Below are 14,443 nucleotides of genomic sequence, written 5' to 3' on the forward strand. Positions count from 1 at the left end.
CTTCCCCTGTCATCTTATCGGGACTATTTGGAGCCTTCCATTTTCTTGATAAACTCATTCATTTCCTTGACATAGTCTTCCCCTCCGGCTTTATACCAGCCGTCCAGAAGCTTGTCGAACTCGCTGACGGTTGCTTCGCCCACCACGATTTTCATCATGGTTTGGTCCCAAACCTTCTGGTAATCCATAAAGTTCGGCTTCTTTGAAGCCTCCGGCTGGAAGCCCAGATCCTTGCCCGCAATCACCGTATCCAGCGACTTCTGCAGCCAAGGCATGATCTTGCTCTCCACATCCTTGGGCGTTCCTGCCGTAATGAAGAATTCGGCGTCATAGGCCCTGCGCATGGAATTGCGGCGGATGTAGTTTTTCGGTGCGGGGTTAATCGCAACCTTCTCTCCATTTTGCAAGGCGTAATCTTGCCCCTCGTATCCGTCTACAACGGTGGGCCACAATTCATCCGACAGCCAGGAGTCCAGCAGCTCCACGATTTTTTGCGGATTTTTCGCCGACTTCGTAATTGCCCAGAAGCCCCACAAGCCGGTTGGGCTGGTGGCCAGATTGCCGCCCTTCACTTCGCCCTTCTCATTCTGCACGTGAATGAAGGTAAGCTCCGCCTTGGGGTTCTGCTTCTGAACTTCTGTCAAATGCCAGGCGTAATGGCCGGCAAAGCCGGGATAAACACCGGTCAGTCCGCGCCAGAAGCGCTCCCGCTGCTTCGTGCCGTCGTTCAATGCCGAGTCCGGATCGTACACGCCGGCCTTGTACATCTTGGTGGTGAACTCCAAGGCTTTTTTGAACGCGTCGCTCTGCTTGTCATACATCGGGTTCATATATTCGTAAGCGCCGCCGGCAGCCTTCTGCCATCCCAGCAGCCCGAAGGGACCGGTCAGAAGCGGGTCCAGCACCTTGCGGCCGTTATACGCCCCGGCATAGCCGTAGGTGTCGTTCTTGCCGTTTTTGTCCGGATCATTCTTCGTGAATTTGACCAGAATGTCCTCGAACTGGGCAATGGTCACTTCACTGTTGGCCGGAATGGTGATGCCTACATTGTCCAGCCAGTCTTTGCGCACCCAGTAGCCGTCGTTGCGGACCACCGAGGTCCGCGGAATGCCGTAAATTTTCCCGTCCTGGTTGATCTTCAGTTGGTCCCACGAAGCGGGATACGTGAACTTCTCCAGATTTTTCGCTGACTTGATGTAGTCGTTGACCGGGATGAGAATGCCGTCCTTCACCGCGTTCTGGAAGCTCTTCTCCGACGTATTGCCGAAGAACACCACATCCGGATATTCCCCCGACGCCAGCATAAGCTGCACACGCTCCACATAGCCTGTGGACGGCGGAATTTCGAAGGTCAGCTTCACATTGTTCTTTTTCTCCAGCTCCTGAATGAATTTGGCGTCGGTCTCGCTGATCTCCGGCTGGTCATAGTTCCCCATAATCTTAATCGCCACCGGCGCCGATGTGGTTGGCGCAGCCGTTGCGGCCCCTCCCGTGGCGCCGGGGGACGTTGTGGCGGCTTCATTGCCTGAGTCCGACCCTCCGCACGCAGCAGTAGTCATCAGCACGGCGGCTGACAGGACGGCCAGCATTCCTTTCCGTTTTTTGAACATTCAGATCCCCTCCCATTTGTGTGGAACGCATTGGTAAAGCTTTTTATAGCATCAGGGTAACCCCTGGCAGCTATCCTTTGACCGAACCCAGCATGATGCCCTTGACGAAATATTTTTGCAGGAACGGGTATACGCATAGTATCGGAATCATGACAATGATCAACGTGGCATATTTCAAGGTTTCGCTGGTGACGTTCTGGGCACCCATCTCCGCCGCATTGGCCTGCTCGGCCATGGTGCTGGCAGACTGGATCACCTCGCGCAGATACAGCATAAGCGGCCATTTGTTCTCGCTGCGGATGTAGACGATTCCGTTGAAGAAGTTATTCCAGTAGCCGACGGCTGCAAACAGGCACAACGTGGCGATAATCGGCTTGGACAGCGGGACGACGATGCGGAAGAGAATGAACGGGTCGGATGCCCCGTCGATCCGGGCCGCTTCCTCCAGCTCCTCGGGCAGCGATTCGAAGAAATTCTTCATCAGAATCAGGCTGAAGCCCGACAGCAGGGCGGGAAGGGCCAGAGCGGCCAACGTATCCAGCAAACCAAGGGAACGCATCAGGTAGAAATTCGGGATCAGCCCCCCGTTGAACAGCATGGTGAACACCACCAGCACCATCAGCGTCCGGCGTCCCTTCACGATCCGCTTGGACAAGGGATAAGCCGTCAGAATGTACAGGAGAATCCCGGTTCCGACCCCTGAGATCGTCACGATAATCGTATTCAGGTAGCTTTTCCACAACAGGGCGCGCTTCATGATTTCTCTGTACGAATCGATATTGAATTCATGGGGCCAGATCATCATCGGGTTATTCACATACGCGCTGTAAGAGCTGAACGATACGGAAGCCACATTCAAGAACGGATACAGCATAACCGCGCAAATAATCGTAATCAGCGTATAGTTGACTGCATCGAAAAGATCCCATTTTGCTTTTCTCATCCTGCTCACCTACCAAATTTGTTTGCCGAACAGCTTCGCTATCCGGTTGGCCATGAGGATCAATACGAAGCCGACTGCCGCTTTGAACAGGCCCACCGCCGCACCGAAGGACAATCTGCCGTCGATGAGTCCGATCCGGTACGTATAGGTTTCGAAGACGTCGGCCACATCATAGGTTCTCGGATTATACAGCAGGAATACCTGCTCGAAGCCGTTGTCAAGAATATTGCCCAGCTGCAAAATCAACAGAACGATGATGGTCGAGGCGATGCCGGGAAGGGTGATGTAGCGGACCTGCTGTATCCGGGAAGCGCCGTCCATCCGGGCCGATTCGTACAGAGACGGATCAATGCCGGTCATGGCGGCCAGATAGATGATGGTTCCCCAGCCGACACCCTTCCACACCTCCGCCGATACCAGAATCGTCCGGAAATAACTCGGCTCCAGCAGGAAGGAGATGGGCTCGTGGCCCAGCGCTTTGATTACATGGTTGACCGGTCCCGTGGACGGCGACAGAAAATTCATGACTATTCCCGCCAGCACCACCCAGGAGATAAAGTGAGGCAGGTACAAAACGGTTTGCGACACACGCTTGAAGATGACGCTGCGCACTTCGTTTAGCATGATCGCCAAAATGATCGGCGCCGGGAACCCGAATATGATCTGGTAGCAGCTCAGCAAGAGCGAGTTCCGCAGCACAATGTAGAAGTCCTTGGACTGGAACAAGTACGCGAAATTCTCCAAGCCGATCCAATCGCTCCCCCAAATTCCCCGCACCAGGCTGAAATCCTTGAAGGCAATGACAATGCCGAACATGGGAATGTATTTAAAGACCAGCAGGTACAGAAAACCGGGGATCAGGAAAATATAAAGCCACTTATGCAAGCTGAAATGCCTTCTCAGCTCACTTTTGCGCTCCGCTGCCGGAGCCTCCTCTTTCTTGTCGGCTGCCAACTCCACGATGCTCACTCCCTCTCTTCAATCACGATGCGCTTCGTCGTGCGGGAATCGGTCCAGTACCGTTCTCCCCCCTTGGGGAATATATTCCCGGTAAGCCGCACGTTCTCCGCATGATGCACATCCACCCCCACCGGGACCCGCCAGAAGGTGCAATCTTCGATTACAATATCCTTGTTGTAGAAGCCCTTCAGCCCCTCGGTCCGGATGCCGATGCCCCCGGTTGCGCCGCAGCGGGGCGTATAGCCGCAGTTGTCGAAGGTGCAGCGACGCACCGTCACCTGCCCGGGATGCCCGCCCTCGAAGAATCCCGTCCATTCCGCCCCGATCAGAATGCCGGGGTTCATCAGGTTCCGGTAGTCCACATCCTCGATGGTCACCTGCCGATGCTTGACGATATGCCCGCACCCGGCAATGTTGCGGAAGGCCGAGCTGCGGATGGTATAGGACTCCGGCTCCCAACAGGCAGCAACCATATGCGCAGCGGGGGTAAAAGGGATGGAGTTCACCGGCTCGGCGAGCTCCACCCAATAATAGTGGCCGTTCTCTCCCTGTCCGTCCGGACGCCAGCTGCGGATGGTATTCCGGTATTCCTCCGAGCCGGCGAAGATGGATACCGTCGAGCCGTTCCGCAGAGGCGCGTAGCTCCATTTGGCCCACAGCCTCAAGCGTCTGTCATCCAGAATCCGGTCCACCAGCAGGAAGGTGCTGTGCATGTTCTGTCCGTCCATCCGCACGCCCTCCACGTACATATGTTCGATTTCGAACACACCTTCGCACTTATACATTTTCCAGGCATCCCGGGGGGCCGTGAACAGCAGATTGCCCTCGGGCTGAAACCTGATCCGGCTGGCCTTCACATTGCGGCAGCACTCGGTCTGCATGGCGAATCCGTTGGAGCTTGACGTATGCAGATTGTCAAGGATCAGGTCCCGGCATTCCTTCAACTGAACCTGAAACTCCGTGTTGGCCCCCATGTGCCAGGAAAACCCTTCACCGATCTTCACTTGCCCCGCCACCATGGCGCTGTCCAGGCGCAGCCTCCGCCCTTCGCCGCCTTCGATGCTCCGCCACACGGCTCCGGCCTCGGCCCCCTGGCCATAGGTTACGCTTTCACCCAGCAGCGCCTTGGTCTGCAGGTCGAAGCGGTTGGCGCAGAAGCAGGCCATTCCGTCCTTATGGGGATTGCCCTCGAATACATCCACAACAACGTAATCCTCGCCTCTTCCCACAACTACACCTGCACTGGAATATACAGGATCGCGGGTGAAGGCCAGATTCCGGAGCTGCAGGCCAGCGCACCGGTCCGCCCACAGAATGGCGGGCAGATACTGCTCGTTCTCTCCTGCATGGCAGCCGGCCAGAACGGTGGCAGGACGGCCGTTGGCGTCTGTAGCGCCCTCCAGCGTCAGCCCCTGCGCCCCGCATAACCACAGATGCCTCATGCACCATCCCGGATGCTTCTCGTCGCTGTCAACCACGAAGCTGTGCAGGGAGTAGCGGCCGGCCTCCAGCAGCACACGGGCTTTCCCGTGTGCCGCCGCATAGGCGATGGCCGCCCGGAGTGCCGCCGCCTGGTCGGCCGGGTCATCCGGCACGGCCCCGAAATCCCGGACCAGCACGTCGCGCTCCGCATCCTCTGCCAGTCGAACCATTCCCTTCTCCTCCCCTCGTCATTGCAGCAGCCCTTGCTCTTCCAACTGCCGCTGCGCCGTCTTCATATACGAATCGTAGCCGTATTTCGCTTCCAGGGTGCGCACAAACTCGTCGTACTCCTCCAACGGACGGTTGCCATAGATGAACTTGTACGTCTGCTCCATGATGTAGCGCTTGATGTCCGCCGCCGGGTAGTCGTCCGGCATCTGGACGAACGAGTCGTACACCTTGATCCGCGGCTGGGCGATGGCGAAGCGGAAGTACGGCTCCGCCGCCGGGAATTTGGTCTGGAGGTACGTCATTTCCTCCCGGCCCAGCAGCTGGTACAGATGGGAATACAGCACCTCGTTGATTTTGTCCGTGGGCTTGACATCGCTGCCGTCCATGGTGTAATGCACGTTCTTCAGCCCGTACTGTACAAGACGGGAGCCCTCCGGCGAGGACATGTAGGTCAGAAGCCGGATGATCGCCTCCAGCTTGCCCGGCTCATTCTGCAACGTCACCGGCATGACCAGAATGCTGCGGGCGCCGAAATCGTCGATTTCGTTATAGGCTCCGCCCGGCCCTTCCGGCGGCGGGATCTGAATCCACCTGGCATTCGGCTGCAGCTCTTCGATTTGCTTCGCCGTGTCCTTGTTGATGACCATCGGCCAATTGAAGTTAAGCACGCCCACCTGGCCCTGGTAGGCCTTGTTCACCTGCTGCATCTTCGTGTTGGCCAGGAAATCCGGGTCCACAACTCCGCTCACTACCATCTCCCTCAGGAAAGCCAGCGCCTGCTTCATGGACGGATCGTAAACGGAATTGGTCAGCAGACCATCCTTGATATACAGTTTCCCGGGAAACGTCGTGCCGAATGCGCCGAAAATCTGGTCCAGCGCGTTGGTAACCGGATTTCCCGTGAAGCCGTAGGTATCATTCTTGCCGTTGCCGTCCGGATCTTTCTCGGTAAAGGCCTTCATCACCAGCATCAGCTCCTGCAGAGTGGCCGGGGGATTCATGCCCACCCGCTCCAGCCAGTCCTGCCGCAGCCACAAGGTATATTGGGGAGCCGGGGAAGTCTTGGGGATGCCAAACACCTTGCCGTCCACCGTCCCCGTGGCCAGGGAATCCTCGCCGACGAAGTGGATTGCCGATTCCAGCTGTTCCAGATAGGGAGTCAGGTCCAAAAGCGCCCCCTGCCGGGAGAGCCGGATCATATCCATCCGGTCCACATAAAATATATCCGGGGGACTGTTGCCTGCGATCCGCAGGTTCCAATGGTTTCGGTAATCCACCCCTCCGACCAAAGAGGTAATCTTCAGATCGATGCCCACCGCTTTGTCCAGTTCCTGCTTGATGACGTCCTGGGAGGCGTCGGCCGGCAGGGTGTTCTGGGCCGAAACCATGGCTTCGATTTTCACCCGGGTCACGGGTCCGCCGCCGTTTCCGACTTCCTGCTCCGCCCCTCCGGACGGCTGCCTGCAGCCTGCCAGACTTATCGAAAGCAACAGGATGACGGCCAATGCGGGAACGATGCGCGATCGCTGCTTGCTCATGCTTCTCCCGTCCCTTTCCTCAAGGTGTACACGGCTTGAACAGCTTCCGTGGTTCATCACCTAACTATAGTGTACACCCTGAGGCAGAGCCGCAACCTTTCAATTTTTCTAAAAAAGCTTTAAAATTTCACTCCGTCCCGCCGCTGTAGACCCGATGCAGCAGAACGGCCGCTTCCCCTCTGGTGGCGCCCTCCGCCGGACGCAGCCCGTATTGGTCTCCCGTCAGCAGGCCGGCGGCTATCAACCGCGTGAAGCTGCCGCGGGCATAAGCTGCGATATCCGCGGAGTCGGCATAGCCATCCAGCAGGGAGGCGTCCCCGGACTTGAGGGGCTTTTGCGCCGCCTGGAGCGCACGCTCCGTCAACGCCGCAAGCTCCTCCCGCTTGATCCGCTCTTCCGGACGGAAGGTTTCGTCCTCATAGCCCTGCAAGATCCCCGCTTCGGACAATGCCGTCACGGCAGCGAAGAAATAATCATCGGGCTGCACATCGGTGAAGCGCGGTCCGCCGGTCCCGGTCCCGCTGCTGCCGGAGAACAAGCCCAGCGTTCTCGCAAGCAGAGTGACGTACTCAGCCCGTGTGATGCCGGCCTCCGGCGAATATGTCCGCGGAGCAGTCCCTTGCACGATTCCTTTGGCTGCAAGCACCTCAACCGCTTTCCGGGCCCAGGGCGTCCCATCCAGATCATTGAACTCCATCGTGACATACACCACTGCATACGTGCCGAAATGCGACGCAGCGAACGTCACCCTTCCCGTCTCCGGTTCGTATTTGCCGCTTGTCACCGGAGCGGGTATGCCATCGTCTCCGATGAACCAGACGGTCAGATGCTCGTGATTCCCTGCTTCTTCCGCCGTTGGCGTGGTCCCACAGGTATGGCCGCCGTGTAGCTCTCCCTGCCTTCCCCCAAGCTTGCGCCGTTGATGCGCACCTCCGCGTTCACATCCCCGGGTTCGGCCGATATGACAACACCTTCCGCCCCCACCGGCGCCGCGTGGACATAATCGGTTACATCCGGCTCGAAGCCCGGCGACTGATTCTGGCCGCCTCCCACCTGGTAGCCGCGTGTCGGCTGCGCTCCGTCAATCAGCAGCCGCTTCAGCGTGGCATCCGCCTTTTGCCGAATCACGTTTAAAGCATAGGTCTTGGTATAAGCCGGGTCCTGGGCGATTACCTCGATCCGCACCTCATTTGCTCCCTCGTTCAGGGGGACGGCAACCGGCATATCCGCTCCGTCGGCCTCCGCGCCGTTAACCTTAACGGTGGCCTGGGGATGGGAAGGAATCGGCGCAACGGAAACCGCGGCTGTGTTATGACGGACGGTATAGGTATAAGACGTCACGGTCGGGTCGAAGCCGGTTAGCGCCCCTCCATCCAGCAGCACACCGCTCAGATCTGCATCCGTGCTTGTCCCGGACGAGCGCTTCACCTTCACCATATACCTCTGGGAATAATCCGGATTCTCGGCGGTGACATCCACCGGAATCCAATTCTCGCCGATCTCCAGCGGGATCGGGCCGCTGGTTTGGCCCTGCTCCAACACGGCTCCGTTCACCTCCACCACAGCCTTGGGATCTGCGGCCGTCGGCGTCAAGGTGATGAAGCTTGTTTCGTAGCCGGCATTATAGGTAAATTCCGTAACCCCCGGCCGGTAAACCGAGATGCCGCCGACGCTTAAATCACGGAGCGAGGATATGCGGGACGGCAGCCGCTCGAACCTTACGGAATCCGCATTGAAGTATCCTGTCGGTCCCGTTGGGTCCCGCAACAGCTTTACATATTCCGTTCCCGAACCTTGGAAATCGAAGACTCCCAGCTCCACCCAGCCGCCTGCAGGCGCTTTGTTGGGAAAGGACGCCCGCGCCACTTCGCCGTTGCGGTATACTTCGGTCAGCAGAAGGGCCTCCGTCGAAGCCCGCTGAAAAATCCAAACCGATACCCGGTACGTCCCGATAACGAAGCTCTCTCCGCTCTCGGAGGGCGTATACATGGCGTACGCCGTATTGTTGTTGGCGTTATGAGTGCCTCCTGCATAGGCAAGCGCGTTGTACCCTCCGGCGGACATGCCGGATTGGAAGAAGCCCTTCGTTGTTGTCGGCGCTCCCCCCCGGCGTATTGGGAGCGCCGGTTCTGTCATTGTCGATGATGATGGTTTCCAAAACTGTTTCTCCCGCGCCGGTCACCCCTTCCGCCGCCCTCCCGGCCCCTGCCGTCCATTGCCCCGCCAGAAGCAGCATTGCCAGCGTGCCGGCCATCATTCTTCTTGCCATCCGTTTCATCGGATATCCCCCTTGCTTGGTTGAATATAGCTGCGCTACCCTCATTATCCATAGCGCAGAGGAGGATGACCGTTCAATATCTCTGAAAAAGCTTCAAATATTAACGAAGCTGCAAAATTCGGTAACATTCGACTTTCGTTCGTCTATAATATAGAGGAAAACGGACATCCGTGGAGGTTCGCCATATGAAGCGCCGCATCGCTGTGAAAGTATTCATCATCACCTTCGTCATGGTGGAATCGATTATCCTGATCCTTGGCTACCGCTATTACCGGCATTCCTCCGCTTCCCTGCTGGACGCCCAATATGAATACGCATCGCAAATCGCCAATAAATCCAATGATTATTTGAAAATTACACTGGAGCATATCCGCAATCTGTTCATCACCATCGGAGCGGACAGCCGCTTCCAGTCCGGCTCCAGCGAGGAGATCATCGACTGGTTCAACGACAGCCTGCTCCCCTATTTGCCCAATGTATACAACATCCATCTGCTGGAGCAAGGAAGCCTGTCGGCCAGCACCTCCTACGTGCAGTGGGCGCTTCTCGACAACCCCGTTCTTGCCAAGGAGATGGAGCAGGTTCGGCTGAACGGAACAGTATATTGGATCGGCCCGTACTTCTCCATCGCGTCCAACTATACGGTCACGGCGGCCATGAAGCTTCCTTCCGCAGGGGGTGACAAGCTTATCCTACTGGATCTTTATCTGGACCGGCTGTATGAATCCATGCTTCCCCAAGCCCCGAATCAGGTGAGCGGCGAATTCGTCCTGCTGGATGCCCAGCATCAGCCGGTGTTCGGGCGTCCCCCTTTTGCCCAATATGATGTCTTCAACAAATCCTACCGCTTAAACGGCGTCGAAACCGGCTGGTTTGAAGGCGGCTGGCGCCAAGCCGAACGGCAAACGGCCGCCGGGCATAGCTTGGTCCTGACCAGAGCGACCAACCCCATCGTCGGATGGGATGTGGTCTGGATTCTGGACAAAACGGCGCTGCTCCAGCCGCTGCAAAAAACCCTCTCCTTCACATGGGCGCTTGGCCTGGTGTCGCTTTTGCTGTCCGTGGGCATGGCTTATACCATCTCCCTCCTGATCAGCCGTCCGGTGCGCGTCATCGCCGATTCCATGAGTGCCGTCAGCGCCGGGCGTCTGGATACGTCCATCCGCATGAACCGGCAGGATGAATTGGGCCTGCTGGCCACCCACTTCAACCGGATGACCACGCGCATCCGCGAGCTGATCGCCGATCTTAAGGATACGGAGAAGCAGAAGCAGCTGTCGGATATGCTCGCTCTGCAAGCGCAGATCAAGCCCCACTTTCTGTTCAATACCTTGAATACCATCAGCATGGCCGCGAGAACCGGCGAGTACGCCAAGGTCGACCAGTTGATCTCTTTCCTGACGGCGCAGCTGGATTATTCCCTGAAGGCCAATCCCGGTCCGGTTACGCTCCGCGAGGAAATCGGCGCTCTGGAAAGCTACATCCACCTGATGAAGGTCCGTTATCCGGACAAATTTACATTCCATATGGACCTGGACCCTCTCACGATGGAGCGCCGCCTGCCAAAGTTTGTGCTTCAGCCTCTCGTGGAGAACAGCATCTTTCACGGCCTTGCTTCCTCGCATGCAAACGGAGTGCTGTTCATCGGAACTACCAGCGGTCCGGACGGCTGGGATATTATGATCGAAGATAACGGAAGAGGGATGACGGAGGATGTGCGGATGGAGATCGAGAAGCGCCTGGCCCGGCACCCGGCCTACGGCCCCAGCCTGACGGAGGACTCCTCCAACGGCCACGGCATCGGCCTCTCCAATGTGCACCGCAGGCTGCAGATGATGTTCGGCGGCGGCTACGAGCTGCAGATCGAAAGCGCGCCTGATGAGGGAACAAGAATTTTGATACATCTGGGGGTGGAAACCGATGAAACGAATCTTGATTGTGGATGACGAGTGGATGACCCGGCAGCATATTCGTTCCCAATTTCCCTGGAAGGAATGGGGCTACGCCATCGCGGGGGAAGCGGAGAACGGCGCGGAGGCGCTGGAATGCTGCCGGTCGCTAAAGCCGGACATTCTGCTTCTGGACATTACCATGCCGCTTATGGACGGATTGGAGGTGCTCCGCCGCATCCGGGAAGAGCATCCTCATATCCGCTGCATCGTCTTAACCGCCCACCGCGATTTCGCCTATGCCCAGGAGGCTATCCGCAAGGGGGCGGACGGCTACATCCTGAAGGCTCCCATCTCCGCCGAGGAGCTGCGGACGGCGCTGCAGCGCGCCAGCGAGGAGCATGACAAGGCTAACCGCTTGACCGTCAGCGAACAAAGCCATAAGGCTCTGGTGCAAAACTACCAATATCCGCTGCGGCAAAAATTTTTCGAGGACATCCTCTCCTCGCTGCTGTCCCGCCCGGAAGAAATTCTTGCCTCCGGGGACAGGCTTGGAGTGGATCTTCACCGTCCGGCATACCTGCTTCTGGACTGCTCCGTGGATGAGCTGGCAGCCTTCGAGCAGCGGTATCCCAGCAAGGACCGTTCGCTCATCGAATTCAGCATGCTGGAAATCGTAAGAGAGTGCGCCCAGACGGAAATTCCCGGCCGGTTCGAGCTGTTCCCCGTTGCCTTTGGCCGGTTCGTTCTGATCCTGACGGGACAGCGCACAGCTTGCGATGCCCTCAGTAAGGAGAACATTACCCTGCTGCTCAGGAAAATTTCCAAGCCGCTGGGCCAATATATGAAAATCCGCTTATCGGTTACCGTCAGCCGCCCCTTCTCCTCCGTCTCCTTCATCTGCCAAATGTACAAGGAGACGGTGAAGCAGCGGGTCCATCATTTCTATTCGGACGGCGCCGAGCCGGTATGGAGCGACCAGATTGTTCCCTTCCGCACCGTCCCTTCCAAGATTCTGCAGAAGCTGGAGGAACGGTTCGAGGACATCGCCCGCGGATTCGACGATAAGCCGGAGGGATGGGTTTCGGCCGTCCGGAAGGAATTTCTGACCTACAGGCCGGAGCCGTCCTTCGCCGCGGAATGGCTGGAGAGCCTGCTGCGGTATTTGACGGATGCCTCACCCGGCGCGGCTGCGTCCATGCCGGAGCCGAAGCCGAAGCGCTCGCCGGGCGTCTCCCCGTCCCTGCACGGCGAATCCTCCTTCAACCGCATGCTGGAAACGGTTTCTTATCAAGCCGCCGAGTATCGCAAACGGCAGTCCCAGTCCATCCATCTGCGGCATGAGCTCTCCGCCGCGGTGCAATACATCAAGACGCATCTGAACGAGGACCTCAATGTGGAGCTCATCGCCAGCCGGGTGAAGCTGAGCCCCTCCTATCTGGGCCAGCTGTTCCGCAAGGAGGTGGGAGTCTCCATCGTCGACTATATTCTGGAGCAGCGGATGGAGATGGCGAAGCATTATTTGCTGACGGGCCAATACCGGAATTACGAGCTGGCGTCGAAGATCGGGTTTCGAAGCTACTCCTATTTCTGCACGCTGTTCAAAAAATACACCGGACTGACCCCCAACGAATTCAAGCATTCGCATCAGCCCTTCATCGAGCCATAGCTTATCTGCCGCTTCCCGCCGTTATGTAACCCATCTTCATGGAAATCCGGTCTGTGGTCTCGATGAGAATTTGCGCCAGCTCCGTCTGCCGGCTGGCCAGCTTCATTTCCGTTACCGGCCCTGACAGGCTGATTCCCGCAATCACCCCGCCCGTGCGCCCACGGACAGGGCAGGCCAGGCAGACCCGCCCCAAAGCAAGCTCCTCATCCTCAATGGCATAGCCCTGCTTGCGCACCGTTTCCAGCTGGGCCAGAAGATGCAGCGGGTCGGTAATGGTTTTGTCCGTATACGCCACCAGCTCCTCCTCCTTCAGAAGGCTTGCCGCCTTTCCCTCCTCCATATGAGCCAAAAGCACCTTCCCGATTCCCGTAGCATGCAGCGGGTTTGAACGCCCGATGAGCGTGTACATGCGCGGAGATTGATGGCTGTCCACATGGGCCAGATAGAAAATCCGCTGCTTATTCAAGATGGCAAGATTGGCCCCAAGCCCCAGCCGGCTCTCCAACTGATGCAGCTCGGGAAGGGCTTGCTTGCGGATCTCGTAATGGTTGAGAGCAATCCCTCCCAAGGACACGATTTCCGGGCCCAGACGGTAAAAGCCGGAAAACTCGTCCTTTTCCACGAAGCCCAGACAAACCATGGTAGTCAGCAAGCGGGAAACATTGCTTTGGGTCAGATTCAGCTTCTTTGCCACATCAATAATGCGCACCTCCGGCTGCTCGTCGGAGAAGCAGGACAGAATCGCCAATGCCCGGGTAACGCTTTGCGTCAGCAAAGCTGTATTTTTTTCTTCCTTCATTTACAACACCCCTCCTCTTCATTGAAACAAGCCTCTGTAAGTGATCCAGATCATTATATATGAACCAAAAGCGCCATACAAACGAAATGCGTAAAATAAACACTTTAATTTCATATTGATAAATTATATTCTGTATTATAGAATTAAATTGCAAATTATGATCACTTGGGAGGTTTTAAGTATGGCTCGCACACAATTTGAAGGAATTTACCCGATTCTTGCCACACCCTTCAACACCCGTGGAGAGGTGGATGAAGCCAGTCTGCGGGAGCTGGTCCGGTTCCAGCTGTCGGCGGGAGTGGACGGCATCGCTTTGTTCGGCATGGCCAGTGAAATGTACACGCTTCTGGAGGAAGAACGGCAGCGGATTGCCGAGATCGTCTCGGACGAGGTGAAGGGACGGGTCCCGCTTATTTTTGGCAGCGGCCATACAGGCGCCGAGGCTGCCGTTCAGCTAAGCAAACAGGCCCAGAAGCAGGGAGCGGCTGCCCTGATGGTCCTTCCCCCTTACATGGCAAAAGCGGACGGAACGCGGCTGTACGATTATTTTGCCGCCATCGCCAAGGCCGTGGATATTGAGATTATGATTCAGGACGCGCCCAATGCCAGCGGTGTGTCCATTCCCGCTTCCTTATTGGCCCGTTTGTCCAAGGACTTCGGGAATATTACGATGGTAAAGGTGGAAGCGCCTCCAACCACCGTGAAAATCACCGAGGTGCTGGAGCAGACAGAGGGCAGGCTGGCTGTTTTCGGAGGAATGAATGCCATGTACTTCTATGAGGAGCTGGTGCGCGGCGCAGTCGGGACGATGCCGGCCTGCGAATTTCCGGAGGTATGCGTCCAGATTTACAAGGCCTTCCAAAGCGGGGACCGGGATTCGGCCCGGCGGATTTTCTACCGGTACCTCCCCTTTATCCGGATCGGCACACTCCCGGGTTATGCCATGGCGGTCCATAAGGAAATTCTGCAGCAGGGCGGGGTTATTGCCTCCTCCCATGTCCGCAATCCCAACGCGCCTCTGGATTCCCGCACGCGCGATGAGGTTTGGGAGACGCTGAAGGATCTGGATTTGCTTGCGCTGCATTGGAAGCCGAGCCGGTAAAT

At 57.3% G+C, this 14,443-nt stretch carries 12 protein-coding genes; 3 read left to right on the forward strand and 9 right to left on the reverse strand.

What is annotated here, in order from left to right:
- Positions 1-23 precede the first annotated feature (23 nt).
- The 8 genes from DQG13_RS23335 to DQG13_RS30975 form a co-directional block, all read right to left on the reverse strand.
- Entirely contained in the window at positions 24-1,610 is a 1,587-nt protein-coding gene (locus tag DQG13_RS23335; protein WP_113022586.1) for an extracellular solute-binding protein, read from the reverse strand.
- A gap of 70 nt (positions 1,611-1,680) precedes the next feature.
- Entirely contained in the window at positions 1,681-2,553 is an 873-nt protein-coding gene (locus DQG13_RS23340; protein WP_113022587.1) for a carbohydrate ABC transporter permease, read from the reverse strand.
- 9 nt (positions 2,554-2,562) lie between these two features.
- Positions 2,563-3,513, reverse strand: a complete 951-nt coding sequence (locus DQG13_RS23345) for an ABC transporter permease (RefSeq protein WP_258525821.1) — start codon at positions 3,511-3,513, stop codon at positions 2,563-2,565.
- Positions 3,514-3,518: 5 nt separating this feature from the next.
- A complete protein-coding gene (locus DQG13_RS23350) occupies positions 3,519-5,165 on the reverse strand; it encodes a right-handed parallel beta-helix repeat-containing protein (RefSeq protein ID WP_113022588.1) in 1,647 nt (548 codons plus the stop codon).
- Between the two features lie 18 nt (positions 5,166-5,183).
- Positions 5,184-6,704 (reverse strand): extracellular solute-binding protein, encoded by a 1,521-nt coding sequence (locus tag DQG13_RS23355; protein WP_181592951.1) that lies wholly within the window; start codon positions 6,702-6,704, stop codon positions 5,184-5,186.
- 127 nt (positions 6,705-6,831) lie between these two features.
- The gene (locus DQG13_RS23360; RefSeq protein ID WP_113022590.1) at positions 6,832-7,452 is read right to left on the reverse strand and encodes an S-layer homology domain-containing protein; all 621 of its coding nucleotides are present in this window, start codon (positions 7,450-7,452) and stop codon (positions 6,832-6,834) included.
- A gap of 74 nt (positions 7,453-7,526) precedes the next feature.
- Positions 7,527-8,768 carry a cadherin-like beta sandwich domain-containing protein gene (locus tag DQG13_RS23365; RefSeq protein ID WP_181592952.1) on the reverse strand — a complete coding sequence of 414 codons (1,242 nt, stop codon included), beginning with the start codon at positions 8,766-8,768 and terminating at the stop codon, positions 7,527-7,529.
- Entirely contained in the window at positions 8,719-8,982 is a 264-nt protein-coding gene (locus tag DQG13_RS30975) for a hypothetical protein (protein ID WP_181592953.1), read from the reverse strand. Before DQG13_RS30975 ends, DQG13_RS23365 begins: the two co-directional genes overlap by 50 nt.
- 185 nt (positions 8,983-9,167) lie before the next feature.
- Here DQG13_RS30975 and DQG13_RS23370 point away from each other — a divergent pair, with 185 nt between their 5' ends.
- The gene (locus tag DQG13_RS23370) at positions 9,168-10,928 is read left to right on the forward strand and encodes a sensor histidine kinase (RefSeq protein ID WP_113022592.1); all 1,761 of its coding nucleotides are present in this window, start codon (positions 9,168-9,170) and stop codon (positions 10,926-10,928) included.
- Positions 10,903-12,540 carry a response regulator transcription factor gene (locus DQG13_RS23375; protein ID WP_113022593.1) on the forward strand — a complete coding sequence of 546 codons (1,638 nt, stop codon included), beginning with the start codon at positions 10,903-10,905 and terminating at the stop codon, positions 12,538-12,540. Before DQG13_RS23370 ends, DQG13_RS23375 begins: the two co-directional genes overlap by 26 nt.
- Before the next feature lies 1 nt (position 12,541).
- On the opposite strand, the gene DQG13_RS23380 is transcribed toward DQG13_RS23375, so the two are convergent.
- Positions 12,542-13,339, reverse strand: a complete 798-nt coding sequence (locus DQG13_RS23380; protein WP_113022594.1) for an IclR family transcriptional regulator — start codon at positions 13,337-13,339, stop codon at positions 12,542-12,544.
- Positions 13,340-13,520: 181 nt separating this feature from the next.
- On the opposite strand from DQG13_RS23380, the gene DQG13_RS23385 reads away from it, so the two are divergent.
- Positions 13,521-14,441 carry a dihydrodipicolinate synthase family protein gene (locus tag DQG13_RS23385; protein ID WP_181592954.1) on the forward strand — a complete coding sequence of 307 codons (921 nt, stop codon included), beginning with the start codon at positions 13,521-13,523 and terminating at the stop codon, positions 14,439-14,441.
- Positions 14,442-14,443 lie beyond the last annotated feature (2 nt).

It is taken from the genome of Paenibacillus sp. YN15, assembly GCF_003285005.1.
In the GTDB taxonomy this organism is placed as follows: Bacteria; Bacillota; Bacilli; order Paenibacillales; family NBRC-103111; genus Paenibacillus_AR.